Genomic DNA, 26518 nt, shown 5'->3' with positions numbered 1-26518 from the left:
GATTGGAGCGACGTTGCCGGTAGCTGCGCGGCCGCTCGGCTCTGGCGGGTTCCCGCTCCCCCTGGGAGAGGGCAGGGCGAAGATGAAATGGCTTGAACGTAGGTTTGGGTGGAGCGGAGCGATACCCATGCCGATGGGTATCGCAGGCTCCACCCATCCTACGACAGCACTACGGCGCGAAGGGCGCCGCTTCCATCACTTCCACGATCAGTGGGCGATCGCTCGGCGCAGTGCGCAGCAGTTCCTGCAGGTGCGCGAGGTCACGGGCGCGCTCGGCGGCGCAGCCGAAGCCGCGGGCGATGGCGAGGAAGTCCGGGGTGTAGATGTCCACGCCCAGCGGGGTGATGTCGCGGCGTTCCATGTAGCGCTTGATCTCGCCGTAGCCATGGTTGTTCCACAGCAGCACGACGATGCCCACCTTGGCTTCCACGGCGCTGGCCAGTTCGGTCATGGTGAACTGCAGGCCACCGTCGCCCATCAGGCTGATCACTGGGCGGCCCGGCTCGCCGAGCTTTGCGCCGATGGCTGCCGGCAGGCCGTAGCCCAGGGTGCCGTAGCCGGTGGAGGCGTTGAACCAGCGGCGGCCGCCGTCCAGTTCTACCAGGTGGTTGCCGCTGTAGACAGTCTGGGTCGAGTCGCCGACGAAACGGGCGTCGGGCAGCACCTCGAGGATCTTGTCGAACAGGGTGCGGTAGTGCGCCCAGCCGCTGAAGTCCTCGGCCAGTTGCGCGCGTACCTTGGCTGCGCGTTGTGCGCCGGGGCTATTGGCGTCGGCTTCGCGGGCCGGCAGCAGTTCGAGCAGGGCGCGCATGGCCGTGCGGGCGTCGCTGTGGATGGCGATGCTCGGTGCGTAGTTGCGCATCAGCTGTTGCGGGTCGATGTCGATGCGGATCAGCTCGCCGCCGATCTTGAAGTTGCCATCGAACACCACGTCATAGTCGGTTTCGCCCAGCTCGGTGCCGATGGCCAGGACCACGTCGGCCTGCGCGGCCAGCTCACGAACGGGAATCAGCGACTGGTTGCTGCCGATCAGCAGCGGGTGGTCCGGCTGCAGCAGGCCCTTGGCGTTGATGGTCTGTGCGGTCGGTGCGTCCAGCGCGATGGCCAGGGCGCGGGCTTCGGCCTGGGCCTCGACGCAGCCGCCGCCGAGCAGCAGCAGCGGGTTCTTTGCCTTGGCCAGCTTGGCGGCGGCTTCATGCAGCGGCGAGCGAGCCGGGGCCGGGCGCGCCAGTTGTACGCGCGGGCGTACCTGCATGTGGTCGGCCGGGGCGGTGATGATGTCCAGCGGCAGTTCGATGTGCACCGGGCGCGGACGCTCGCTGTCGAACACGGCGAAGGCGCGGGCCAGTACGGCGGGCAGTTCCTCGACGCTCATCAGGGTGTGGCTGAAGGCACTGACGCCGGCGACCATGGCGCGCTGGTTCGGCAGCTCGTGCAGGTAGCCGTTGCCGTGGGCGAGGCGCGAGCGCTCGTTGACGCTCGAGATCACCAGCATGGGAATGGAATCGGCGTACGCCTGGCCCATGGCGGTGAGGATGTTGGTCATGCCCGGGCCGGTGATGATGAAGCAGGTCCCCGGCTTGCCGGTGACGCGCGCGTAGCCGTCGGCCATGAAGCCGGCGCCCTGTTCGTGGCGCGGGGTGATGTGGCGGATGCCGCTGTGGGGCAGGCCGCGGTACAGCTCGACGGTGTGTACGCCGGGGATACCGAAGACGGTATCGACGCCCCAGGCTTCGAGTTGCTTGACGAGGAATTCGCCGCAGGTGGTCATGGCAGTTCCTTAAGATTCGTGGGTGAGGTCGTGGTGATCATGCACAGTGCTGATCATGAAAAAGGGCGCGGAGATCAGCTCGCCGCGCCCTTTTGCCTAGCGCACTTTCCTTGTCAGGCCGCGTCGGCGACTGCCGCCGGGCGGGGCGACAGCAGGCTGACGACGATGAAGCTGACCAGGCCGATGGCCAGGCTGTAGTAGATCGGGGTGTTGGCGTCGAAGCCATCCTTGAGCATGAACACCAGGGCGGTGATGAAGCCCAGGGCCATGCTGGTGATCGCGCCGGCGGTGGTGGCGCGCTTCCAGTAGATGGCGCCGATCAGCGGGATCAGCATGCCGCCTACCAGCAGGTTGTAGGCCAGGGTCAGGGCGCTGAGGACGTCGTTCACCACCAGGGCGATGGCCAGGACCACGACACCGGTGATCAGGGTGCAGATGCGGTTCAGGCTCAGGCGGGTGGAACGCTGGCCGGTGACGATCGGCAGCAGGTCTTCGGTGATGGTGGTGGAGGCGGCGAGCAGGCCGGCGCTGGCGGTGGACATCATCGCGGCCAGGGCGGCGGCGATCACCAGGCCACGGATACCGTCCGGCAGGGCAGCGCTGACGATGGCGGCGAAGGCGTTGTTGACGTTGTCCAGGTCAGGCAGCAGGACCTTGGCGCACATGCCGATCAGCGCGCCGACCAGGCCGTAGATCACGCAGTACACGCCCGCGGCGGTGCCGGCGTACTTGGTGACCTTCTCGTCACGGGCGGTAAACACGCGCTGCCAGATGTCCTGGCCAATCAGGATGCCGAAGAAGTAGATCAGGAAGTAGGTGATGATGGTGTCGTAGCCGATGGTGTGGAAGCTGAAGGCAGTCGCCGGAAGCTTCGCCACCAGCTCGTCCCAGCCGCCCACGCGGTAGAGGCAGATCGGCAGCAGGATGAACATCAGGCCGACGGTCTTGATGATGAACTGCACGATGTCGGTCAGGGTCAGCGACCACATGCCACCGATGGTGGAGTAGATCACCACGACGCCACCGCCCAGCAGGACGGACACCCAGAACGGCAGGCCGAAGAGGACCTGCATCACGGTGCCGATGGCCAGGGTGGAGACCACGCCGATCATCAGCGCGTAGGCGAACATGATCACCGCGGAGGCCTGGCGGGCCATCGGGTTGTAGCGGCGCTCCAGGACCTGCGTGACGGTGAAGATGCGCAGCTTGAGCAGCGGTTTGGCGAGGAACAGGTTCAGCGCGATGATGCCGGCGCCCAGGGCTGCGCACAGCCAGAAGCCGGAGATGCCGTGGACGTAGCCCAGGCGCACGGTGCCCACGGTGGAGGCGCCGCCCAGGACGGTGGCGGCCATGGTGCCCATGTAGAACGACGGGCCGAGGTTGCGGCCGGCCACGAGGTAGTCTTCATGGGTCTTGGCGCGGCGCATGCCATACCAACCCAGCCACAACATGCCAGCGGCATATATCAGTACGACGATCAGATCTAACGCCATGGTCGGCTCCTCACACTTGCATTGTCATTGTTGCCGCGCGCTTGTGGCGTGCGGTAGGGCATCGGACCGGCGGCAACCGGTCCGATGGGGGCTTTCAGGTGGTGCGTTTCGCGTCAGGTCGCGAAGGCTGGATCAGGCAGTCGGCTCGCTGATGCTGCGAACCGGACGGTCATGGCTGCCGACCCAGCGCGGGCCCTTGGGGCCGTAGACACCGGCGGGTTCCGGGAAGGAGCGCAGCAGGGCCAGGTAGAGCAGGGCGGCCATACCGAGGGTGACCGGCAGGCTGATGTCGATGCCGCCGGCCAGGTTGCCCAGCGGGCCGACGAACTGGCCTGGCAGGTTGACGAAGCACAGGCCCAGGGCCGCACTCGGGATCCACGCACCCATGCCGCGCCAGTTCCAGCCGTTGTGGAACCAGTAGGCGCCGCCTTCCTGACCGCGGGTGAACACCTGCAGGTCGTCGGCGTGGTAGAAGCCACGGCGGATCACCAGGCCGAGGATCATGATCACCATCCAGGGGCTGGTGCAGGTGATGATCAGCACGGCGAAGGTGGACACGCTCTGCACCAGGTTCGCGGCGAAGCGACCGATGAAGATGAAGGCGATGGACAGCAGGCCGATCAGCAGGGTGGCCTGCACGCGGTTCAGCAGGCGCGGGAACACGCTGGACATGTCCAGGCCGGTGCCGTACAGCGAGGTGGTGCCGGTGGACATGCCGCCGATCACCGCGATCAGGCACACCGGCAGGAAGAACCAGCTCGGCGAAACGGCCAGCAGGCCGCCGACGTAGTTGTTCTGCGCGATGTAGTCCGGTGCGTTGACGGCAACGATGGTGGCGGTGGCCAGGCCGAACAGGAACGGGATCAGGGTCGCCAGCTGGGCGCAGATCACCGCCAGCATGATGCGCTTCTGCGAGGTCTCGCGCGGGATGTAGCGCGCCCAGTCACCGAGGAAGGCGCCGAACGACACCGGGTTGCTCATGGCCAGCAGGGCGGCGCCGATGAAGGCGGCCCAGAAACCTTCGCTGCCCATCTGCACGGTGCCGGCGTAGCTGGCATCGAACGGGCCCGAGAAGGCGAACAGGCCGAGCAGGAACAGCAGGCTCGCGGCCCACACGGCGATCTTGTTGACCATCAGCATGAAGCGGAAGCCGTAGATGCAGACGATCAGCACCAGCACGGCGAACAGGCCGTAGGCCAGGCCCAGGGTCAGGTCGGTTTCCGGCAGGTCGAACAGGCGCTTGGCGCCACCGATCAGTGCATCGCCCGAGCTCCAGACGGAGAGGGAGAAGAAAGCGACGGCGGTGAGCAGCGACAGGAACGAACCGACGATCCGCCCGTGCACGCCGAAGTGGGCGCCCGAGGACACCGCGTTGTTGGTGCCGTTGAGCGGGCCGAACAGGCCCATCGGGGCGAGGATCAGCGAGCCGACCAGTACGCCGAGGACGATGGCCCAGACGCCGGCCTGGAACGACAGCCCGAACAGAACCGGGAAGCTGCCGAGCACGGCAGTGGCGAAGGTGTTGGCACCACCGAAGATCATGCGGAACAGGTCGGTGGGCGTGGCGTTGCGTTCGCTATCCGGGATCTGCTCGACCCCGAATGTCTCGATCGTTGTAATTGCGTGTGCGTTGTTCTTGTTATCCATGACTTCCTCCCGGGGAGCCCTGTCTTTATGGCGTCGGTGACGGTGACAGGTGCTCGTGTGTGGCCAGCCAGCGGCCCTGTTTCGGATCACGGCGGAAGATGATGGTCTCCCGTTCGTGGTTCAGGCTTTCCTCTCCCTGGATGCGCAGCCGTGTGGCGACGTCGTGGCAGAACACGGCCACGTCTTCGCCCTGAAGGCTCACAAAGGTGTTGCTCGAAAGGCAGTCAAGGACCTCGAAACCATCGTCACGCAGCCAGCCTTCCCATACCTCGCGGTACGCCGCGCGCGAAAGCAGCGGCTGTGGCCAGGTGTGGAAGATGAAGCTGGCGTCTTCGCTGAAGGCCGCGAAGTAGGCTTCGGTGTCGGTGCGCGCGAAGGCTGCCACGAGAACGCGGGCAGCCTCCAGCACCTGTGCTACGCAGGCGTCGTTATTCATGTGTGTGCTCGTGCGCTCAGCGGCGCTCTACGCCCGGGAGGATGCAGAGCATTTCGTACAGCAGGTTGGCGCCGAGCAACGAGGTGTTGCCGGTAGTGTCGTAAGGCGGGGAGACCTCGACCAGGTCGCAGCCGATGATGTCCAGGCCCTGGCAGCCGCGGACGATCTCGATCGCCTGGATGGTGGTCAGGCCGCCGATTTCCGGGGTGCCGGTACCGGGCGCCCAGGCCGGGTCGATACCGTCGATGTCGAAGGACAGGTACACCGGGCCGCCGCCGACTTTCTCGCGGACTTCGGCCATCAGCGGTTCCAGCGACTTATGCCAGCACTCTTCGGCCTGCACCACGCGGAAGCCCTGCTTGCGGCTCCAGTTGAAGTCTTCGGCGGTGTAGCCCTGCGCACGCAGGCCGATCTGCACCACGCGGTCGCAGTCCAGCAGGCCTTCTTCCACCGCGCGGCGGAAGGTGGTGCCGTGGGCGATCTTCTCGCCGAACATGTGGTCGTTCACGTCGGCGTGGGCGTCGATGTGGACCAGGCCGACCTTGCCGTGCTTCTTGTGGATGGCACGCAGGATCGGCAGGGTGATGGTGTGGTCGCCGCCCAGGGTCAGCGGGAGGATGCCGTGGTCGAGGATCTTGTCGTACGCCTCTTCGATGATGCGTACGGCTTCCATCAGGTTGAAGGTGTTGATCGCCACGTCGCCGATGTCAGCAATGTTCAGCGAGTCGAACGGCGCGGCGCCGGTGGCCATGTTGTACGGACGGATCATGACCGACTCGGCGCGGATTTCACGCGGACCGAAGCGGGTGCCGGAGCGCAGCGAGGTGCCGATGTCCAGGGGCACGCCGACGAAAGCGGCGTCGAGTTCGTTGAGCTCTTCGGGGGACTGGATATGCGGCAGGCGCATCATGGTGGCGATGCCGCCGAAACGCGGCATTTCGTTACCGCCCAGGGGCTGGTGAAGTTTCTTGTCCATGGGGAGGGCCTCAGGCTGATCGCTGTCTTCGTGGAAACAGGCTTGTTGAATACTGAGGGTCGATTCTCGTCACGGGCGGTAGTGGAGAAAATCGCTGGCTACAAATAATCACTTCAGAGTTTTCTAAACTAATGGCGGCCGTTAGACTGCGCCACCTTGCCGCAGCAGACGGCTCGCCGGGCTTATAGCCTGCGGTTCCTGAATAGATAGGTGGCTTGCTATCATCCATTTTTCAGGTACAGAAAGTACTGAACTAGAGCGGCCCGGCCGCGGTTTTGCGGAGTCATCATGAGCGCGAGCGCACTGCCCGACGTCAAACTGCTGCGGATTTTCGCCTGCGTGGTGCGCAGCCAGGGCTTCGCTGCCGCCCAACAGGAACTCAACCTGTCGACCTCGGCGATCAGTACCTACATGAGCCAGCTGGAAAACCAGTTGGGTATCGTGCTCTGCCACCGTGGGCGTGGAGGCTTCGGCCTGACCAGCAAGGGCGAGCTGTTCCATCAGGAAACCCTGCGGATTCTCGGTGAACTGGAAGGTTTCGAGCGTTATGCGGCGACCCTCAAGGGCGAGCTGCGCGGCACACTGAACCTCGGCGTGCTGGATTCCACCGTGAGCGACCCGGCGCTGCCGCTGGCCGATGTGATCGGCTCCTTCAGCAGCCTGCACCCGGCGGTGCACCTGCATCTGCAGGTGCAGAGCCCCTACGAGCTGCAGTTGGCAGTGCTGGACAATCGCCTGGACCTGGCCATCGGCTCCTTCTTCAGCCGGATGAACGGCCTGGTCTACCAGCCTCTTTATAGAGAGCAGCACTGGCTGTACTGCAGCGACCGCCATCCGCTGTTCGACGGCCGGCGCATTCCCGCCGAGCTGATCACCCAGCAGCGCATGGTCGGCCGTGGCTACTGGAGCCAGGCGGAACTGGCGCGGCACGGCTTCAAGCACAGCGCCGGTACCGTGGAGAGTATGGAAGCGCAGTTGATCCTGATCCTTTCCGGCGGCTACATCGGCTACCTGCCCGAGCACTACGCCCATCCCTGGGTGGAGCAGGGCCGCCTGCGTGCGTTGCTGCCGGCGACCTTCGGCTACCAGGCGCCGTTCTCGCTGATCCTGCGCCGTGGCCGTTCCCGCGAGCCGCTGATCCAGAACTTCCGCGACCTGCTGCGTACCCAGCCGAGCCAGTCATGAGCCGTGCCCGTTGCCCGCGCTGCGAGCGCCCACTGAACCACTGCCTGTGCGCGCTGATCCCGCGCCTGGACAACCGCACCCGCATACTCCTGCTGCAGCATCCGAGCGAGGTCGGCCATGCGCTGAACACTGCGCGTCTGGCGGCGCTTGGCCTGGCCAATGCGGAGCTGAGGGTGGGCGAGGATTTCAGCGACCTTGACCTGTCCGCCTGGGACGCCTGGCTGCTGTTTCCCGGCGAATCCGCCGTGGCGCTGGACGAGCTGGCCGCGCGGCCTGTGGATAAGCCGCGCCTGCTGGTCGTGCCCGACGGCACCTGGCGCAAGGCGCGCAAGCTGCTGCACCTGAATCCGAACCTGGCAGCGCTGCCGCGGGTCGTTCTTCCTGGCGGACTGACCTCGCGCTACCGCCTGCGCAAGGCGCCGGCCGAGGGCGCGCTGTCAACCATCGAGGCAGTGGTGCATGCGCTGGACGCGCTGGATGCGCCGCAGTCCCATGCCGAGCTGCTGCGCCCGTTCGATGCGCTGATCGAGGGCCAGATCGCCGCGATGGGCGAGGAGACCTTCCGGCGCAACCACGGGCCGCGTCCGTCTTCATGATGGCGGCGGACCGTGTCCGCCTTTGCGTGCAGCTCCCGCCGGCAGGGTCGGCGTAGGTCTTGCTGCCAATATTCCTGTCCGCGCACGGAATGACCGGGGTATCGCTGCGCTCCACGCGGTCCTGCGCGCTGCCTTTCCCGTAAATACCGACGTTTACCGGGACGTCCCCCGGTAGCGCTCCAGTAGCAGTGGAATGGCCCGCTCGCGCCAGAACTGAGTGCTGATCATCCCACTGGACATGCCGCCGTGGGCATGGCGAGGCAGGTGTACGTGAGTGGGATGGTCCAGGCCGATACCGGCAAGCTCCTGGAAAAGCCGCGCGAGCAGTTGCGCCAGCGCGGCCTCGCTGGCGGGCCAGTGCGCGTCGGCGAGGTGCTCGGCCATTTCCCGCCACAGGTACGGGTCGCCGCGCAGGCCCCACTGGATGGGCTCTTCGCGGAACAGCTCGGCGACGGAGAGGGAACGGGGCATGGGCTGACGTCCTTGTGCGGTGGGATTGGCTGCCGCGCGCTGGCGGAAAGGCAGTGTCGCCGCTCGCAAGGGCGTCTGGAAAGGTTCTCTGCGCGTTGATTTCTGCCCGGCGGCCTCACCAGCGCAGCGACTGCCGCTATACTGCGCCCTTCATTTCCCTTCGCGAGGTGTTCGTCCGATGCGCAATTGATGCCGCCGTGGTTTCACGGCCCGTTTCCTTCCCTGGCCCGTTCCCGGGGGATTTTCGGCATCAATCTGGTAATGCGCATGACGAGCCCGTTCACCCTGGCGCTGCAAGGCGTCTCTTTCCAATTGCCCAGCGGCGAGCCGTTGCTGAGCGATCTCAACGAAACCTTCGACGACCGCCGCACTGCGCTGGTCGGGCGCAATGGCGCGGGCAAATCCGTGCTGGCGCGGATCATCGCCGGCGAGCTGGCGGCCAGCGCTGGCCGCTGCCTGGCGTCCGGGCCGGTGCATTACCTGCCGCAGCGCATCGAACCGCAGGCGTTTCGCAGCGTCGCCGAACTGGCTGGCGTACAACCGTTGCTGGATGCGCTGGCGCGTGTCGAAGCCGGTGGTGTCGACCCCGCTGACTTCGAGTCCCTGGACGGTCACTGGGATATTCGCGCGCGTCTGGAAGCCGAGCTGGCTGCCGCCGGGTTGGCGCACCTGCTGCCGGACACGCCTGCGACGCGCTTGAGTGGTGGTGAATGCACGCGGGTGGCGTTGCTTGGTGCGTGGCTCAGCGAGGCGGACTGGCTGATCCTCGATGAACCGAGCAACCACCTCGACCGCGCCGGCCGCGCGGCCCTGCGCGAACAACTGCAGCGCTGGCGCGGCGGGCTGATCCTGATCAGCCATGACCGTCTGCTACTGGACGACATGCAGCGGATCGTCGAGCTGTCGCCGGCCGGCCTGCGCAGCTATTGCGGCAACCATGCCTTCTACCGCGAGCTGCGCCAGCAGGAGCAGGACAACGCCCGCCGCGAGTTGCAGCGGCGCAAGCTGGAACGCGATCGTCAGCAGCACGCCATGCACGAGCAGAGGGAGCGCCAGGAACACCGGCAGGCGAAGGGGCGCAAGGAGGCGAAGGAAGCCAATCAGGCGAAGATCCTCGTCGACCGGCAGAAGGAGCGCAGTCAGACCAGCATCGCCCGTCTGGCCACGCAGCACGGCGAGCGCCGCGAACAACTGGCGCGAGAGGTGCACGAGGCTTTCGGGCCGTTGCGCGACGACATCGCGGTGCTGCTGAACGCGCCCGACTGCGAGCTGCCCGAGTCCCGTGGCGTGTTGCTGCTGGAAGCAGTGCGCCTGCCGTTCGGCAATGCCGCGCCACTCGATCTGCAACTGAATGGTCCGCGCCGCGTGGCGGTCACCGGACGCAACGGCTGTGGCAAGTCGACGCTGCTCAAGGTGATCGCGGGTGTGCTGAGCCCGATGGACGGGGTGTGTGAGGTCAAGGTGCGCCGTGCCTATCTGGATCAGCACCTCGCCGCGTTGCTGCCCGATCGCTCGGTGCTGGAGCTGCTGCAGGGGCGCAATCGCCCGGCAGACCCATCGGTGCTGCGCACGCGTCTGGCGCAGCTGGGCCTGCCAGCGGCACGGGTCGAACTGCCGAGCGCGCTGCTCAGCGGTGGCGAGCGGCTGAAGGCGGCACTGGCCTGCGAGCTCTACGCCGAGCATCCGGCCCAGCTGCTGCTCCTGGACGAGCCGGACAATCACCTCGACCTGCCGTCCCGCGAGGCACTGGAGCACGTGCTGCGGCAGTACCGGGGGGCGTTGCTGGTGGTGTCCCATGACGATGCGTTTCTCGGTCGGCTGGACCTGGATGCACGGCTGGAGTGCGGGGAGACCGACTGGCGCTGGCGGGTAGAGTGAGGCTTTACCCGCCGGGAAGGGCTGGGTAGGATCGTCTTCCCTCTCTTTCCGGCTGCCTCTGCCGTGCTCCGCCCAGGCGTTGAATCGCGAAGCGGGCATTCATGCAGCCGACGCTCCAACGGCCGTCACCACGGGTGGCGCGCTATCCCTTTGTGATCTGCTGAATCAGGATGCATTCATGCTTATTCGCCAACGCATCGCTGCGGACAACCCGCGGCTGCTCGATATCTGGCTGGGCGCCGTACGCGCGACCCACCATTTCCTCCAGGCGTCGGACATCGACGACCTGTTGCCCCAGGTTCGCGACCTCTACCTACCCGCCGTCGAGGTCTGGGTGGCTGCGGATGCCGAAGACTGCCCGCTGGGTTTCATCGGGCTCAATGGACAGCACGTGGAGATGCTCTTCATCGATCCGGACCTGCGTGGTCAGGGTATCGGCCGCGCGCTGCTGGACTTTGCCCGTGAAGCGCGCGACACGCTGAGCGTCGACGTCAACGAGCAGAACCCGCAGGCGGTGGGGTTCTACCTGCACTACGGCTTCGTCCAGACCGGACGTTCGCCCCTTGATGGCGAAGGCCGGCCCTTCCCGTTGCTGCATATGAGCCTGCCGGCGGGTTGATTACGCTGCTCCCCTGTAGGGGCGGGCCCATGGGGCGCTCCTGCAGGGGAATCCGTGTCAGGCCGTCTCGCCGCTACCGAAGCGAATGCTCCGCGCACCGAGCTTGAGCAGGCTGTCCGCGAACAGGTCGCTGGCCGTCTGGCGGCAGTCCCAGGCGGCTTCCCAGTCCTCCTTGCGGCGCCAGTGCAGCCGGCCGACCAGGCGCTGCGGTTCGCCCTCGGCATGCACCTCGCTGGCGAGGTAGCCGGGGCGCAGGTAGAACAGCGCCTGCAAGTGCGAGAGGTAATCGCCCAGGCGTGCGGCGATGTGCGGGCGCTGCTGGGGCGTCACGTCGATCTCGATCTGCAGCACGAAGTGCGGGTTGTCCACGCAGGCATGGGCGGTGATCGGGGCGGGTTGAGTCATGTTCCTTGGCTCCCTGGCTTGAAGCGAATGCCTGGCGAGGGTAAAACCTCAACATAACTTGAGGTCAATAGCCCATGAAGAAATCTTCCTCCTGTTCCATGCACCGGGAGCTGAGCGTTGGCGAGTTGGCCTCGCGCGCAGGCGTTGCAGTTTCCGCGCTGCACTTCTATGAGGCCAAGGGCTTGATCAGCAGCTCGCGCAATGCCGGCAACCAGCGCCGCTATGCCCGTGACACGCTGCGCCGGGTAGCGGTGATCAAGGTTGCACAACGCGTGGGTATTCCCCTGGGCGAGATCGCCGAGGCGCTGGGTTCGCTGCCGACCGGGCACAATCCGACGGCGGCGGACTGGGCACGCCTGTCGGCGCGTTGGCGGGATGATCTGAACGAGCGGATCGAGAAATTGCTGTTGCTGCGCGATCAGCTCGATGGCTGCATCGGCTGCGGTTGCCTGTCGATGGAGGCCTGCCCGCTGCGCAATCCGGGGGATCGGTTGGCGGAGGAGGGGCCGGGGGCGCATTGGCGGGGGGAGGAAGAGTGAGTGTGCAGGGGGCTCAAGAGCTGAAGAGCCCCTCTCCCTGAAGGGAGAGGGAACCGTTCGGCATGGGCCGTTGCTTCCGAGTCGGCCGGCAAGCTCAGCAGTGTCCGGCTAGAACGATAATTCCTCTCGGCACGGATTGGCCCCCTCTCCCTTCAGGGAGAGGGCTGGGGAGAGGGCAATGCCCCCACTCCGGAACCCCAGGAAATCCTCACCGCTCCCGCAAAGCCTCCCACCTCGCCTTTAACACCGGCTTGAGGATGTAGTCCAGCACGCTCTTTTCTCCGGTGATGATGTCCACCGTCGCCACCATGCCGGGGATGATCAGCAGGGGCTTGGCGTCGGTGCCCAGGTGGTTCTTGTCGGTGCGCACCTGGATCATGTAGAAGCTGTTGCCCTTGTCGTCGGTGATGGTGTCGGCGCTGATCACTTCCAACTTGGCCTTGAGCCCGCCGTAGATGGTGTAGTCGTACGCAGTGAACTTCACCGTGGCGCTCTGGCCCGGGTGAAGGAAGGCGATGTCCTGTGGGCGTACGCGTGCTTCCACCAGCAGGTTGTCTTCGAGCGGGACGATTTCCACCATGTCGTTGCCTGGCTGTACCACGCCGCCGATGGTGTTGACCTTGAGCTGCTTGACGATGCCGCGCATCGGCGAAACCACCAGGGTTCGGTTGACCTTGTCGTCGATGGCGCGGCTGGTGGCGGTGAGCTTGTTGAGATCGGTGCGGACGTCATTGAGCTCCTTCAGCGCATCGCTGCGAAAGCCCAGTTTCGATTCCTCCACCTTGCGCTGGATCTCGCTCACTGCGGCCTCGGCGCGGGGGATGGCGAGGTTGGTGGCGTTGAGATCGCCGCTGATCTCCACCGCGCTGCGGCGCAGGCGGAGCAATTCCACGGGGGACACCGCGCCGGCCTTCACCAGCGGCTCGGACATGTTGATCTCCTGCTGCACCAGCCCGAGGCTCGAGCGGTACTGCTGGGTCTTGGCGCGGAACTCCTGCAGCTCCTGGCCTTTCTGTCGCAGCTGTTCCTGGAGGATATTCAGCTCGCTGTTCTGCCGTTGCATGCGGGTCTGGTAGAGCGCCAACTGGTCTTCTACCACCTGCGGTGCGGCTTTCTTCAGATCATCGGTGAACACCGGTTCGCGCCCTTCGGCCTCCGCGCTCAGTCGCTCGACACGGGCTTCGAGGGAATTGCGGTCGGCTTCGGTCTCGCCCTTGTTGGAGGTGAATCGGGTGTCGTCCAGGCGCAGCAGCGGCTGGCCCTTGTTCACCACTTGCCCCTCGCGAACGAAGATCTCCGAGACAATGCCGCCTTCCAGGTTTTGGATGGTCTGCACCTTGGAGGAGGGGATGGCCTTGCCTTCACCCTTGGTCACCTCCTCGATGTCGGCGAAGTAGGCCCAGGTGATGGCCGCCACCAGCAATCCGAGCGCTGCCCAGAGGGTGATGCGGGTGGCGTTGGGGGAGTCCTCCAGCAGGGTGCCCTGTACCTCGGGCATGAATTCGGTGTCGCGGGCGCCGTTGCCGCCCAGGTAGTTGCGGATCGACTGTGAGAAGTGCATGGCCATTACCCCGCTGCCTGGCCGACATGGCCCTTGCGCAATGCTTCGATGACCGCGTCTTTCGGGCCGTCGGCGACGATGCGACCGCTGTCCAGCACCAGCAGGCGGTCGACCAGGCTGAGCATCGAGGTGCGGTGGGTGACCAGCAGCAGGGTCTTGTCGCGGCAGGCCTCGTGCAGGCGCTTGCGAAGGATCTCCTCGCTGCTGTTGTCCATGGCGCTGGTGGGTTCGTCCAGCAGCAGGATCGGTGGATCGAGCAACATCGCGCGGGCCATCAGCACGGCCTGGCGCTGGCCGCCGGAGAGCAACTGGCCGCGCTCGCCCACCGGGCGGTCGAAGCCGGCCGGGTGCTGCCGGGCCAGTTCGCTGACGCCGGTCAGCTCGGCCACTTCGAGCATCCGCGCATCGCTGACGTAGCGCGCGCCGAGGGTCAGGTTGTCGCGCAGGCTACCGGCCAGCAGCGGCAGGTCATGGGCGACGTAGCCGATCTGCTGGCGCAGGTCGGAGACGTCGAGCTGGCGCAGGTCCAGGCCATCCAGCAGGATCTGCCCTTCGTCCGGGTGATAGAAGCCCATCAGCAAGCGGCCGAAGGTGCTCTTGCCCGAGCCGCTCTTGCCGATGATGCCGATCTTCTCGCCGGGCGCCAGGCGCAGACTGACGTTGTTCAGCGCCGGGGTGGTCTGGTCCGGGTAGCTGAAGCTCAGTTGGCGGACTTCCAGCGCGCCGTGCAATTGGGTGCGCTCCAGCGGACGCTGGCGCGCCTGGCGTTCCTGCGGCAGCTCCATCAGCGCGTCGGTGCTCTTCATGGTCAGGCGCGCCTGCTGGTAGCGGGTGATCAGCCCGGCGATCTGCCCCAGCGGGGCGAGCACGCGGCTGTTGAGCATGTAGCTGGCGACCAGCGCGCCGACGCTGAGGTTGCCGTCGAGGATGCTGTAGACCCCGGCGCAGATCATTGCCAGGCCGGCGAACTGCTGGAGGAACAGGGTGCCGTTGGTGGCCAGTGCGGAGAGGAAGCGTGCGTGGTTGTCCAGCCGCGCCAGGGCGCCGTGGGTGGACTCCCAGCGGTACTGGCGTTCACTTTCGGCGCCGCAGGCCTTGAGGGTTTCCAGGCCACCGAGGGTCTCGATCAGCAGGGCCTGGCGTTCAGCCCCCAGGGTCAGGCTTTTCTGCACGGTGTCGCGCAGGCGGCTCTGAATGATGAGGGCGAAGATGATGGTGATGGGGAAGGCCAGCAGCGGCACGGCCACCAGCCAGCCGCCGAGCAGGCCGATGACCAGGATCATCAGCAGCGAGAAAGGCAGGTCGATCAGGCTGGTCAGCGTCAGCGCGGTGAGGAATTCGCGCAGGCCCTGGAAGTCATGGATGCTCTGGGCGAAACCGCCGACAGTCTCGGGCTTGGCCTTGAGCGACATGCCGGTGATGCGTTCGAACAGGGTGGCGGAGAGCACCACATCGGTCTTCTTGCCGGCCATGTCCAGCAGGTTGGAGCGCAGCACCCGCAGCAGCAGCTCGAACAGCGTACCGATCAACAGGCCGGCGGCGAGCACCCAGAGAGTCGAGAGCGCCTGGTTGGGCACCACGCGGTCGTAGGTCTGCATGACGAACAGCGGCACCAGCATGCCCAGCAGGTTGATCAGCAGGCTGGCGACCAGGGCGTCGGTATAGAGCCAGCGCGAGAGTCGCAGGGTGTCGCGGAACCAGGCCTCCACGCGCGGCACCAGCGGCTTGCGTGCGGCTTCCAGTTCGTGGCGCGGGCGGGCGAAGAGGGCCTGGCCGCTGTATTGCGCCGCCAGCTCGTCGGCGCTCACCGCCTGTTCGCCGCCATCGGTCTCGCACGGCAGGATCAGCGCCTGGCCGTCGTCGCGCCATTGCCGCAGCACGGCGCTGCGGCCGTCATTGAGCAACAGCAGGACCGGCAGGTTCAGGCTGGAGATGCTGCGCAGCTCGCGGCGCAGCAGGCGCCCCTGCAGGCCGGCACGGGCGGCGGCGCGGGGCAGCAGGGCGGCGGAGAGTCGTTGCTCGCGCAATGGCAGGCCGGCGGACAGGCTGTTGCGGCTTACCGCGCAGCCATGCAACCGGCACAGGATCAGCAGTCCGTCGAGCAGGGGATCGTCGTGGCTCAGGCGCGGATCGCCCGGCGCGGTTGTGCCGCGCTCCTGGATGATCATGGTCACGCTACTTCCTCCCGGGCCGGGCCGACCCGCACCGGCAGCTCCGGCGAGCACGTGCAGGTGCTCGCCGGCAGGCGCCGTTGCGGATTCGCCGTGCCCCGTCGTATCGCTTCACGGCCGTCGCCCCGACGCCAGGTGGCGCGGGGCACTGTGACGAGCGCGTGCGATTTTCTTATTTCAGGTCAGGCAGGCGTGCCTCGTTCTTTACATCCGACAGGGCCACGGCCTCGTGCGGCGCGACGACATGCTGCGAGCGCAGCAGGGCGCCCATGCTGCCAAGTACGCGGTACATCGAGTATTCCTCGGTGTAGCGGACCTCGGTGTAGCGGCGGTTGGCGGTGAACAGTTCGTTCTCGCTGTCCAGCAGGTCGAGCAGGGTGCGCTGGCCGAGGGTGAACTGCTGCTGGTACGCCTCGCGCACCTTGCGGGTGTAGTCGGCGTATTCGCGGGCGGGTTGGGTCTGCTTCTTGGAGTTTTCCATCGCATCCCAGGCCAGCGAGAGGTTCTCGTTGAGCAACCGCAGCGCGTTGTTGCGGATGTCCTGAGCCTCGTTGATCTGGTGCGAGGTGGCGTTCAGGTGGGCCTTGTCGCGCATCCCGTTGAACAGGTTGTAGCGCATCACCACCTGGGCTTCCCAGCTGTTGTAGTGGCCTTCGTCGCCGTCGACGTTGTTGTTCGCGGCCTTGGCCAGCTCGGCGTCGAAGCGCGGGTAGAAGGGCGCCTTGGCGGCTTCGTACTGGGCTTCAGCGGCGTTGACGTCGGCTTGTGCCGATTTCAGCAGCGGGTTGTCGGTGAGCATGCCCTGGCGCGCTGCGAGCAGGTCGGGCGGCATGTCCGCCTTGACGGTGGACGGCGCTTCCAGCTGGTCCGGCATGCGGCCGGTGGCGCTGTAGAAGTTCGCCTCGGCATCGGCCAGGTTCACTTCTTCCGTATAGAGGTTGTTTTGCGCCAGGGCCAGACGGGCGATGGCCTGGTCGTTGTCGGCGGTGCTGCCGACGCCGCGCTCGCTGCGCAGGCGGATCTGGTCGCCGATCCGTTCGTGGGCCTGCAGGTTGTTCTTCGCCAGGGTCACCATCTCGCGTCGCTTGAGCACTTCGAGGTAGACCTCTACGGTGCGCAGGGCGGCGGTTTCCGAGGTGCCGAGGATTCGGAAGGCCTTGGCGTTGACGTTGGACTCGTTTCGCTTGACCTCGTTGGGCGTGCCGAAACCGTCGAACAGCATCTGCCGCAGACGGATTTCCGCGTCGCCACGGGTCAGGGTTTCGTCGTGGTGATTGCCCTGCGCGCGAGTCGTGGGGCTGTCGGTGTTCTCCCGGCCGTAACCGGCCACGAGATCGACGGTTGGCAGGTAGCCGCCCCTGGCGAACTTCAGTTCCTCATCTGCAGTGAGGCGACTGTTCACGCTCTGGCTGATTTCCGGGTGGTACTGCAGCGTGCTTTGTATAGCTTCGGTCAGCGTCATGGCTTGCCCATGAGTCCCCGACACCGCCAAAAATACACCGCTCCATAGTGCCGCGTTACGACTGCGCATGGTTGTGCTCCTGGTGTTCTTGTACTTCGATGCTCTTTGGTCGCCAATTTATTGGCTTTTTTCTCTTATCAAGCGTTTCACGCCTGTAACATCAGAGCTAAGAACAACTTTTCGAAAACCTCAGAAGAATTTTTCACAAGGGTTATTCGGAAAAAATCTTATGAGCCCCGTGAAAAGCAGCACATTGTTTGAGCGTGCAAGCCCTCGTATTTCCTGGGTATGGGCCGGATAAGGCGCTTGCAATCGAAGCCAGGTACGGTTTGTAGCAGTTAGGGCGGGGACCACCGCAGAAGGACAAGAAACGCGTGGCCAGCATGACAGAAATTTGTCGCTGGCTTTTTGATGCACAAGCGCTATCAGTCCTCCTTGCTCCCTTCGCAACTTTCTTCGCAGCATCCGGATACAAGCGTGCCTTGGCCTGTTTCGGACAATCGCGCGTCGGTGGAACCGGCCGCAGGATGTGCAGCGGAGGAAGGACTCATGGCTACGTTGATGGGTGTCGTCAGCAAGGTAATCGGCGAAGTGTTTGCGGTAGCCGCCGATGGATCGCGTCGTCCTTTGTCACAGGGAGACAAGGTGTTTGTCGGTGAGCAACTGGTCACCGGCGCCAATGGCGCAGTCGCGCTGAAGGTTGCTGGAGGTGGCGAGATCACGCTGGGGCGTGACAGCTCCCTGCCGCTGACCTCGCAGATGCTCGCTGCTGCGCACCAGTCGGACCAGGGCGACCAGGCGGTTGCCCAGCAGCAGCCGGCGACGCCGACCAAACAGGATGTCACCGACGTCAAGGCCCTGCAGGCTGCCATCGCCGCCGGTGCGGACCCGACCCAGGCTGCCGAAGCCACCGCCGCCGGCCCGAGCGCCGCCGGCGCTGCCGCCAACGGCAAACCCGGCGGTGGGCACTCCTTCGTGCTGCTGACTGAAGTCGGCGGCCATATTGATCCCACCATCGGATTCCCCACCGGGCCGATCGGCTCCGGACCGCTGCCCCTGCGTGAGTTCGTTGGTGTTCCGCAACCGAGCGTCGAGGCCGTTACGCCGCCGCCCGATGGCCAGCCGAGCGCCGGCCCCAGCGGTCCTGGCGCCGCCAACGTGTTCGAGGCCGGCCTGCCCGGCGGCCTGCCCGATGGCGCGGGCGAAGGCTCCACCTTCACCGGCAGCCTGGGCTACAACTTCGGTCCCGATGGGGTCGGCAGTTTCTCCTGGGGCACCGCGGGGTTGCCCAGCCTGACCTCCGGTGGCGTCGCCATCACCTACAGCGTCAGCCCCGACGGCCACGTGCTCACCGGTAGCGCCAATGGCACCCCTGTCTTCACTGTGACGCTTACCGATATCAACACTGGCGCATTCCAGGTCACCCTGCTGCAGCCCGTGGATCACCCGGTGAAGGGCTCCGAAGACACCCTGACCTTCAATCTTCCCTACACCATCACCGACGGCAACGGCACCCCGGCCAGCGGAACGCTGACCGTGGGCATCGTCGACGATGCACCGCAGGCCGGCCTGTCCGCCAACAACGGCGTGGACGTGCTGCTGCAGACCCATGATGCGAACACCGCCGGCGCAGCGTTCGACACCTCCACCGCCGACTACAGCTCGGCGTTCCAGGTGACCGCCAACTACGGTGGCGACGGTGCCGGCAGCACCCAATTGAGCTACAACCTGAACCTGGTCGGCGGCAACGGCGTCAACTCGGGCCTCAGCAGCGGCGGGGCGACCATCTACCTGTACAGCGTGGGCGGCGCCATCATCGCCTCCACTTCCGCCAGCGCGGCCGGTGTCACGGGCGAGAACACCATCTTCAGCCTGTCGGTGAACGGCAACACCGGTGTGGTCACCCTGACCCAGTACAGCGCCATCGACCATGGCCTGCCGGGCAGCGACGGCAACTACGCCAGCCAGACCGTCGCCCTCGATTCCGGCCTGGTGCAACTGCAGGGCAACCTGACGGTCACCGACCGTGACGGCGACAGCGCCACCTCCAGCAGCTCGCTGGATCTGGGCGGCCGCGTGAGCTTCACCGATGACGGCCCGAGCATTGCCGTGGGCAATACCGAGGGCCTGCACCTGACGGTGGACGAGTCCGACCTTGGCCAGGATGCCACCAGCACCGTGGCGGCCAGCGATCTGTTCAACGCGCAGTACGGCGCTGATGGTGCCGGTTCGATCACCTATACGATCAGCGCCACCGACAACGGCGACAGCGGCCTGAAGGACAGCGCCACGGGCGACAAGATCTTCCTGTTCAACACGGCGAATGGCGTGGAAGGCCGCGTGGGCGGTGCCGACGGTGCCGTCGCGTTCCGCGTGACGCTGGGGCCGGACGGCAAGATCACCCTCGACCAGGTCCGTGCCCTGGTACACCCGGACGCCACTGACGCCAACGATCCGCTGAGCCTGGGCGCCGGCAAGATCAGCCTGACGGCCACGGTGATCGATGCCGATGGCGACCATCAGAGCGCCAGTCTCGACCTGGGCAGCAAGCTGACCTTCCTCGACGACGGTCCGAGCATTTCCGTGGGCAATACCGAAGGCCTGCACCTGACAGTGGACGAGTCCAGCCTCGGTCAGGCTGCCACCAGCAGCGTTGCGGCAGGCGATCTGTTCAATGCCCAGTACGGCGCTGACGGCGCCGGCTCGACCACCTACACGATCAGCGCGTCCGATAACACCGACAGTGGTCTGACGGACACTGCCACCGGCAGCAAGATCTTCCTGTTCAACACCGCCAGTGGTGTGGAAGGCCGCGTGGGCGGCGCTGATGGTGCGGTCGCCTTTCGCGTGACCCTGGGCGCCGACGGCAAGATCACCCTCGATCAACTGCGTGCCCTGGTACACCCGGACGCCACTGACGCCAACGATCCGCTGAGCCTGGGTACCGGCAAGATCAGCCTGACCGCCACGGTGACCGACGCCGATGGCGACCACCAGAGCGCCAGCCTCGACCTGGGCAGCAAGCTGACCTTCCTCGACGATGGTCCGAGCATTTCGGTGGGCAACACCGAAGGCCTGCACCTGACGGTGGACGAGACCCAACTGGGCGTGCCGGCGACCAGCGATTCGGTCGCTGACCTGTTCAACAGCCAGTTTGGGGCCGACGGCGCGGGCTCGATCACCTATAAGCTCGAAGCCGCCAACAATACCGACAGTGGCCTGACGGACACCGCCAGCGGCGAGAAGGTCTTCCTCTACAACACCGCCAACGGGGTGGAGGGGCGCCTGGAAAGCACGGGTGAAGTCGCCTTCCGCGTGACCATCGGCCAGGACGGCAAAGTCACCCTGGAGCAGCTGCGCGCGCTGGTGCATTCCGACCCCAATGACCCCAACGATTCGCTGAATCTGGCCGGCAAGATCGACCTCAGCGCCACCATTACCGACAAGGATGGCGACAGCGCCACGGCGCACATCGACCTGGGCAGCAAGCTCACCTTCCTCGACGACGGTCCGAGCATCGAGCCGTGCAAGGACGCCGACATCCGGCTGACCGTGGATGAAACCCACCTGGACGTCGACGCTACCAGCTCTGTCACGGTCTCCGACCTGTTCACCGCGCATTTCGGCGCTGACGGTCCCGGGCAGATCACCTACAAGGTCGAGACCCAGGACAACACCGACAGTGGCCTGAAAGACACGGCCACCAGCAGCCAGATCTTCCTGTTCAACACCGCCACCGGTGTGGAAGGGCGGGTGGGCGGCGTGAATGGCGAAGTCGCCTTCCGCGTGACCCTGGGGCAGGACGGCAAGATCACCCTCGACCAGGTGCGCGCGGTCGTTCACCCGGATACCACCCAGGCCAATGAGGGCGTCAGCCTCGACCCGAACAGCATCACCCTCACGGCGACCGTCACCGACAAGGATGGCGACAGCGCCCAGGCCCACATCGACCTGAGCGACAAGCTGACCTTCCTCGACGACGGCCCGAGCATCACGCCGTGCAGTGATGTCGATATCAGGCTGACCGTGGACGAGACTCAACTGGGCACGCCGGCTACCAGCAGCGCCTCGGTGGCCGACCTGTTCACCGCCCACTTCGGTGCGGACGGTGCGGGTGGGATCACCTATAAGGTGGCCGGGGCTGACAACACCGACAGCGGGCTCAAAGACACCGAGACCGGCCAGAAGGTCTACCTCTACAACACCGCCAACGGCATCGAGGGGCGCCTGCAGGGTACCGACACCGTGGCCTTCCGCGTGTATGTGGACGGCGACGGCAAGGTCACCCTTGAGCAGCTGCGCGCCCTCGCGCATCCGGATACCAGCAACCCCGACGACGCCCTGAGCCTGAAAGGCCAGGTCACCCTGACCGCCACCATCACCGACAAGGACGGCGACAGCGCCAGCGCCCACATCGATCTGGGCAGCAGCCTGACCTTCCTCGACGATGGCCCGAGCATTACCCCGTCGAGCGTCTACGACATCAGCCTGGAGGTGGACGAGTCCAATCTCGCCAACGACGCCCGCGTCGAATCCAGCCTGGTTTCCTTGCTGTTCGAGTCGCACTTCGGCGCCGATGGCCCGGGCAGCATCACCTACAAAGTCAGCACGGTGGATGGTACCGACAGCGGCCTGAAGACCACTCAGGGCGACTCCATCCTGCTGTACAACGTCAATGGCACCGTGGAGGGACGCGTGGCGGGCAGTGGCGAGGTCGCCTTCGTGGTCAGCGAGGACAACGGAGCGCTGATGCTCGACCAGCGCCTGGCGCTCAAGCATCCGGACACCAGCAATCCGGATGATCCGCTGCGCCTGGACAGCGGCAAGATCACCCTGACTGCCACCATCACCGATGGCGACGGCGACAAGGCTTCGGCCCATGTCGACCTGGGCAGCAAGATGGTGTTCTACGACGACGGTCCTCACATCGAACCATCGACGTCTGCCGACATCCGGTTGACGGTGGACGAGACTAATCTGGGGACTGACGCCCAGGCTCCCGCCGGCGACGTCGCGGCGCTGTTCACCAGCCATTTTGGCAATGACGGCGCCGGTGACATCACCTACAAGATCACCACTACCGATGGCACTGACAGCGGACTGAAGGACACCGCGACCGGCGGCAGGATCTTCCTCTACAACACGGCGGACGGCGTTGAGGGCCGCGTGGAGGGCACCAACCTGGTGGCCTTCACCGTGACCCAGCACAACGGCGCCATCACCCTGGATCAGCAACGTGCGCTGGTGCATCCGATTACCACCGATGCCAATGATCCGTTGAGCATCGGCGCCGACAAGATCGCTCTTACCGCCACCATCACCGATGGCGACGGCGACCACGCCTCGGCCAGTATCGACCTGGGTGGCAAGCTGACCTTCCTCGACGACGGCCCGCACATCGAGCCTTGCACTGACGCCGACATCCGTCTGGTCGTGGACGAAACCAACCTCGCCAGCGACGCGCGGGTAGAAGCGCCGCTGGTGGCCGAGCTGTTTACTCCCAGCTTCGGTGCCGACGGTGCCGGATCGATCACCTACAAGGTGACCACGGTCGATGGCACCGACAGCGGCCTGCGCGAAAGCGCCGGTGGCGCGCGCATCCTGCTGTTCAACGACGGCAATGGCGTGGTCGGCAAGGTCGAAGGCAGTGGTGCCATCGCGTTCGTGGTACGCCCCGATGGCGGTGCGCTGACCCTTGATCAGCGGGTGGCCTTCATCCACCCCGACAGCAACAGCGACGATGAAGCCCTGAGCATCGCTGCGGGCAAGATCAGTCTGACCGCCACCATCACCGACAAGGACGGCGACAGCGACAGCGCTTCCATCGACCTGGGCAGCAAGCTGGTGTTCCACGACGACGGTCCGAGCATCAGCGCCAACGCCGGCCTGGCGCCGACGCTGACGGTGGATGAAACGGTGCTGACTACCGACGCCACCGCCAACTTCAGTGGAGCGTTCACCTCCAATGGCGGCGCCGATGGCGGCACCGTGCGCTACAGCCTGGCTTCTGCGGCCGACGGCACCCCGAGCGGGCTGCAGACCACCAGTGGGCAGAGCATCGTGCTGGTCAAGGTCAGCGATACCGTGGTCGAGGGCCGCGTGGGCAACGCCAGCGGCACGGTTGCCTTCAGCCTGACCCTCAACAGCGCTACCGGTGATCTGACGCTCGATCAGAAAGTGGCGTTCAAGCATGCGGATGCCACCAATCCCAATGACTCGGTCAGCCTGCTGGGCAGCAAGATCTCCCTGGTGGCGACCATCACCGATGGCGACGGCGACCAGAAGTCCGACAGCATCGACCTGGGCGGCAAGCTGGTGTTCAAGGACGACGGGCCCGTGCTCATCGCCGGTGGCAGCGTGACCGGCCAGGTCATGGAGGATGCACTGCCTGGTGGCAACCCCGATGGCGCCAGCGATACCACCGTGGCCAAGGGCTCCCTCGCCAGCCTGGTGAACTTCGGTGCGGATGGTCCCGGTGCCTTCTCGCTGACCGGCGACTACACGTCGCTGACCGCGCAGCACCTGACCTCTGGCGGTGTGGCGCTGGTCTACAGCGTGGTCGGCAACCTGCTGACCGCCATGGCCGGCGCCAAGACCATCTTCACCCTCTCGGTGGATGCGTCAGGCAACTACGAGTTCAAGCTGGTCGGCCCGCTGGACCATCCGCTGCACAACGGCAGTGATGCGGAGCAACTGGCACTCAACCTCGGTGGCGTGATCAAGGCCACCGACGGTGACGGCGATCCGGTCAGCCTGGGCAGTGGCTCGCTGGTGATCAACGTGCAGGACGACCTGCCGGTGGTCCACAGCGAACCGCCGTGCCAGACCGTCGCCGAGGTTCCTGGCTTCGTGCTCAACGGCACACTTGATGTGAGCTTCGGTGGCGATGGTCGTGGAGCATTCGACCTCAGCGGCAATACCGCACCGGACGGCTTGACCTATGTAGTGACCCAACTGGTCGGCGGCGGGTCGCAACTGACCGCCTATGACGGCAACAACGAGGCCTTCTTCGTCCTCAAGGTCAACGCTGACGGCACCTATAGCTTCGAGGTGCTCAACGCGCGGCCGATCTCCGAGGTGGAATACGATCTGACCAAGCTCGCTGCCGGTGGTCCGCAGCCGTCGTTCACTCTGACGGCCGATGGATTGTCGGTGGTGTTCTCCAGCCCCAATGGGAACGTGAATCCCTCATCCAACGGCATGGGGGTGGGCGGCAACAACCTGATCACCCCCGGCGAGAACCTCAATATCGCCTTCAGCGAGAAGATCTACGACGTCAGCTTCGACGTACAGAAACTCTCCACCAGCGATGTGCTCAGTTGGAAGGTGCTCGGAGACGGCGGGGTGGTGCTGGCGACCGGTACCTTCTCGCCGCCGGCTGGCTATGGGGAAAACAGCTCGATCTCCTTCAACCTGCTCACCGATGGCCACTTCACCACGGGCTCGGCCTTCCAGCTCCAGGAAGGTGGTTTCAACTCGGTGGTGCTGAGCAGCAATAGCGGCGACTACCGCGTGGTGACTGTCTCCGCCGGGCAGTCCGTCCTGCCGAACGACATCGATCTCAACTTCCATGTCGGCATTACCGACGGCGACGGCGACAGCACGGGGCTGAACCTGTGCGTGGACCTGAGCGCTCCGCAGCCCTTGCTGGTGGTCGGCAGCAACAGCAGCGACATCGATGGTTCCACCACCCAGCACACCGTGCCCAACCCGCAGGACGCGGATCATGCCGGGACCATCAGTGGCGGGGCAGGCAGTGACGTGCTGATCGGCGACCCGGGCGGCGTCTCGGTCTACACCCAGCCGGGCAAGAACTACAACATCTCGCTGATCGTCGATACCTCCGGCAGCATGGCCGATCCGTCGGGCAGCGGCGTTTCGCGCATGACCCTGGCAAAGAACGCGCTGATCAACCTGGTGAACACCATCAAGGGGCATGACGGGGTCATCAATGTCAGCCTGGTGTCCTTCGCCGACAGTGCGAAGAGCGTCACCTTCAATGGGCTGACCACGGCCAACGTGACCTTGCTGATCGCCGCGATCAACGCCCTCAGCGCCAACGGAGCGACCAACTACGACGATGCCATGCAGAAGGCCTCGGCGTGGTTCAACACCCAGGTCAATACCAACCACGCGGATGCCGCGCACGGCTATGTGAACCTGGCGTTCTTCCTCACCGACGGCAACCCCACCGTCTACAACGGCGACGTTACCAACAGCGGCGGCGCTACCAGTTACAACGACATGAATGTCGCGCTGAACTCGGCCAACGACATGCTGCACCATGCCGGGACGCTCGTCGGCGACAACTCGGTGGCGGTCAACGCCATCGGTATCGGCAGCGGTATCAACAGTGACTACCTGCGCTACTTCGACAACACCAACACCACCGGCACCGTGTCAACCAACGTCGACGGCACGAACCTGTCCAACACGGTCGGGCAACCGCAGATCATCAACACGGCCGAGCAACTGCAGGCGGCGCTGCAGGAAGGCTTCAGCACCAGCACGCCGGTGACCGTGGGCAACGACCACCTGGTCGGCGGCGCGGGCAACGACATCATCTTCGGCGATGTCATCAACACCGACCAACTGGCCTGGGCCGGGCATGCTGCCGGAACCCACAATGGCCAGGGCTTCCAGGCGCTGGTGGACTACCTGACCGCGACCACTGGCAGTACGCCGACGGTGGCCACGATCAGCAACTACATCATCCAGCACGCGGATCAGTTCAACGTTGCCGGCGATACCCGCGGTGGCGACGACATCCTCGAAGGCGGTCCCGGTAATGACCTGATGTTCGGCCAGGGCGGCAACGACAAGCTGATCGGCGGGCCTGGCGACGACATCATGTACGGCGGCGCCGGCGCGGATGAGTTCATCTGGAAGTCGGGCGATACCGGCCACGACGTGATCAAGGACTTCAGCATCGCCGAGCACGACGTGCTGAATTTCGCCGACCTGCTGCAAGGGGAAACCGCCACGGCGTCGTCGCTGGCGCACTACCTGACCTTCTCGGTCGCCGCCGGCACCACCACCATCGGCGTCAGCCCCACCAGCGGTGGCGCCGTCACCCAGACCGTCGACCTGGCCAACGTCGACCTTGCCGCCAAGTACGCGGGCCATGCCGGCAACGGCGTGCTCTCGGCGGGGGATACCCAGACCGTGCTCAACGGTCTGCTGGGAGATCACGCGATCAAGACCGACACCGTCTGAGCCTGTGTGACGACCGTCGAAACCGCCGCCTTCGGGCGGTGGTTTCGTTTGTGCCCGACGCCACGGGAAATGGAGCGTCTGGGGGCACGGCT

16 protein-coding genes are annotated in these 26518 nt (G+C 65.5%); 6 read left to right on the top strand and 10 right to left on the bottom strand.

All coding sequences use genetic code 11. The features are described from left to right. Positions 1-169 precede the first annotated feature (169 nt). From AC1ZV1_RS22050 to speB, 5 genes are all read right to left on the bottom strand, one after another. Positions 170-1771, bottom strand: coding sequence for a 5-guanidino-2-oxopentanoate decarboxylase (locus AC1ZV1_RS22050; RefSeq protein WP_484293624.1), 1602 nt, complete (start codon positions 1769-1771; stop codon positions 170-172). Between the two features lie 113 nt (positions 1772-1884). After that, the gene (locus AC1ZV1_RS22045; protein ID WP_484293623.1) at positions 1885-3264 is read right to left on the bottom strand and encodes a sodium:solute symporter family protein; all 1380 of its coding nucleotides are present in this window, start codon (positions 3262-3264) and stop codon (positions 1885-1887) included. A 132-nt stretch (positions 3265-3396) separates the two neighbouring features. Then, positions 3397-4911: a purine-cytosine permease family protein gene (locus tag AC1ZV1_RS22040; protein WP_484293622.1), complete on the bottom strand. Its 1515-nt coding sequence runs from the start codon at positions 4909-4911 to the stop codon at positions 3397-3399. 25 nt (positions 4912-4936) lie between these two features. Further along, on the bottom strand, positions 4937-5347 hold the full coding sequence (locus AC1ZV1_RS22035; protein WP_484293621.1) for a YybH family protein: 411 nt from the start codon (positions 5345-5347) through the stop codon (positions 4937-4939). Positions 5348-5363: 16 nt separating this feature from the next. Then, positions 5364-6323 carry an agmatinase gene (speB, locus tag AC1ZV1_RS22030; protein ID WP_015476374.1) on the bottom strand — a complete coding sequence of 320 codons (960 nt, stop codon included), beginning with the start codon at positions 6321-6323 and terminating at the stop codon, positions 5364-5366. 288 nt (positions 6324-6611) lie between these two features. Between speB and AC1ZV1_RS22025 the strand changes: the two genes are divergently transcribed. Together AC1ZV1_RS22025 and AC1ZV1_RS22020 are read left to right on the top strand one after the other, a co-directional pair. Further along, positions 6612-7508 (top strand): LysR family transcriptional regulator, encoded by an 897-nt coding sequence (locus tag AC1ZV1_RS22025; protein WP_024765259.1) that lies wholly within the window; start codon positions 6612-6614, stop codon positions 7506-7508. After that, complete coding sequence (locus tag AC1ZV1_RS22020) at positions 7505-8104, top strand: tRNA-uridine aminocarboxypropyltransferase (protein WP_484293620.1); 600 nt, start codon at positions 7505-7507, stop codon at positions 8102-8104. The genes AC1ZV1_RS22025 and AC1ZV1_RS22020 overlap by 4 nt, the downstream gene beginning before the upstream one ends. 153 nt (positions 8105-8257) lie before the next feature. Here the strand turns inward: AC1ZV1_RS22020 and AC1ZV1_RS22015 are convergent, their stop codons facing one another. Continuing rightward, complete coding sequence (locus tag AC1ZV1_RS22015; protein WP_484293619.1) at positions 8258-8575, bottom strand: hypothetical protein; 318 nt, start codon at positions 8573-8575, stop codon at positions 8258-8260. Between the two features lie 267 nt (positions 8576-8842). On the opposite strand from AC1ZV1_RS22015, the gene AC1ZV1_RS22010 reads away from it, so the two are divergent. Both AC1ZV1_RS22010 and AC1ZV1_RS22005 read left to right on the top strand, forming a co-directional pair. Beyond that, complete coding sequence (locus AC1ZV1_RS22010; RefSeq protein WP_484293618.1) at positions 8843-10453, top strand: ATP-binding cassette domain-containing protein; 1611 nt, start codon at positions 8843-8845, stop codon at positions 10451-10453. Between the two features lie 178 nt (positions 10454-10631). Next, positions 10632-11072, top strand: coding sequence for an acetyltransferase (locus AC1ZV1_RS22005; protein WP_484293617.1), 441 nt, complete (start codon positions 10632-10634; stop codon positions 11070-11072). A 57-nt stretch (positions 11073-11129) separates the two neighbouring features. On the opposite strand, the gene AC1ZV1_RS22000 is transcribed toward AC1ZV1_RS22005, so the two are convergent. Further along, entirely contained in the window at positions 11130-11477 is a 348-nt protein-coding gene (locus tag AC1ZV1_RS22000) for an antibiotic biosynthesis monooxygenase (RefSeq protein WP_484293616.1), read from the bottom strand. A gap of 74 nt (positions 11478-11551) precedes the next feature. Here AC1ZV1_RS22000 and soxR point away from each other — a divergent pair, with 74 nt between their 5' ends. Beyond that, positions 11552-12016, top strand: a complete 465-nt coding sequence (soxR, locus tag AC1ZV1_RS21995; RefSeq protein ID WP_484293615.1) for a redox-sensitive transcriptional activator SoxR — start codon at positions 11552-11554, stop codon at positions 12014-12016. A gap of 208 nt (positions 12017-12224) precedes the next feature. Here the strand turns inward: soxR and AC1ZV1_RS21990 are convergent, their stop codons facing one another. From AC1ZV1_RS21990 to AC1ZV1_RS21980, 3 genes are all read right to left on the bottom strand, one after another. Continuing rightward, positions 12225-13577, bottom strand: a complete 1353-nt coding sequence (locus AC1ZV1_RS21990) for an HlyD family type I secretion periplasmic adaptor subunit (protein WP_484293614.1) — start codon at positions 13575-13577, stop codon at positions 12225-12227. 5 nt (positions 13578-13582) lie between these two features. Beyond that, entirely contained in the window at positions 13583-15745 is a 2163-nt protein-coding gene (locus AC1ZV1_RS21985; RefSeq protein ID WP_484297604.1) for a type I secretion system permease/ATPase, read from the bottom strand. A gap of 175 nt (positions 15746-15920) precedes the next feature. Then, positions 15921-17210, bottom strand: coding sequence for a TolC family outer membrane protein (locus AC1ZV1_RS21980; protein ID WP_484293613.1), 1290 nt, complete (start codon positions 17208-17210; stop codon positions 15921-15923). 549 nt (positions 17211-17759) lie between these two features. On the opposite strand from AC1ZV1_RS21980, the gene AC1ZV1_RS21975 reads away from it, so the two are divergent. Further along, entirely contained in the window at positions 17760-26426 is an 8667-nt protein-coding gene (locus tag AC1ZV1_RS21975; RefSeq protein ID WP_484293612.1) for a retention module-containing protein, read from the top strand. Positions 26427-26518: the final 92 nt, after the last annotated feature.

It is taken from the genome of Pseudomonas sp. BB438, assembly GCF_057180225.1.
The sequence above is the reverse complement of the archived record's forward strand: the minus strand, read 5'-3'. Positions and strand labels throughout refer to the sequence as shown.

Excerpts from the sequence above, each read along its gene's own strand:
- AC1ZV1_RS21980 (WP_484293613.1), bottom strand. The coding sequence starts at position 17,210 with ATGACGCTGACCGAAGCTATACAAAGCACGCTGCAGTACCACCCGGAA.
- AC1ZV1_RS22005 (WP_484293617.1), top strand. The coding sequence starts at position 10,632 with ATGCTTATTCGCCAACGCATCGCTGCGGACAACCCGCGGCTGCTCGAT.
- AC1ZV1_RS22025 (WP_024765259.1), top strand. The coding sequence starts at position 6,612 with ATGAGCGCGAGCGCACTGCCCGACGTCAAACTGCTGCGGATTTTCGCC.
- AC1ZV1_RS22040 (WP_484293622.1), bottom strand. The coding sequence starts at position 4,911 with ATGGATAACAAGAACAACGCACACGCAATTACAACGATCGAGACATTC.
- AC1ZV1_RS22015 (WP_484293619.1), bottom strand. The coding sequence starts at position 8,575 with ATGCCCCGTTCCCTCTCCGTCGCCGAGCTGTTCCGCGAAGAGCCCATC.
- AC1ZV1_RS22010 (WP_484293618.1), top strand. The coding sequence starts at position 8,843 with ATGACGAGCCCGTTCACCCTGGCGCTGCAAGGCGTCTCTTTCCAATTG.
- AC1ZV1_RS22050 (WP_484293624.1), bottom strand. The coding sequence starts at position 1,771 with ATGACCACCTGCGGCGAATTCCTCGTCAAGCAACTCGAAGCCTGGGGC.
- AC1ZV1_RS21975 (WP_484293612.1), top strand. The coding sequence starts at position 17,760 with ATGGCTACGTTGATGGGTGTCGTCAGCAAGGTAATCGGCGAAGTGTTT.
- AC1ZV1_RS22020 (WP_484293620.1), top strand. The coding sequence starts at position 7,505 with ATGAGCCGTGCCCGTTGCCCGCGCTGCGAGCGCCCACTGAACCACTGC.
- AC1ZV1_RS21985 (WP_484297604.1), bottom strand. The coding sequence starts at position 15,745 with ATGATCATCCAGGAGCGCGGCACAACCGCGCCGGGCGATCCGCGCCTG.
- AC1ZV1_RS22045 (WP_484293623.1), bottom strand. The coding sequence starts at position 3,264 with ATGGCGTTAGATCTGATCGTCGTACTGATATATGCCGCTGGCATGTTG.
- soxR (WP_484293615.1), top strand. The coding sequence starts at position 11,552 with ATGAAGAAATCTTCCTCCTGTTCCATGCACCGGGAGCTGAGCGTTGGC.
- AC1ZV1_RS22035 (WP_484293621.1), bottom strand. The coding sequence starts at position 5,347 with ATGAATAACGACGCCTGCGTAGCACAGGTGCTGGAGGCTGCCCGCGTT.
- AC1ZV1_RS22000 (WP_484293616.1), bottom strand. The coding sequence starts at position 11,477 with ATGACTCAACCCGCCCCGATCACCGCCCATGCCTGCGTGGACAACCCG.
- speB (WP_015476374.1), bottom strand. The coding sequence starts at position 6,323 with ATGGACAAGAAACTTCACCAGCCCCTGGGCGGTAACGAAATGCCGCGT.
- AC1ZV1_RS21990 (WP_484293614.1), bottom strand. The coding sequence starts at position 13,577 with ATGCACTTCTCACAGTCGATCCGCAACTACCTGGGCGGCAACGGCGCC.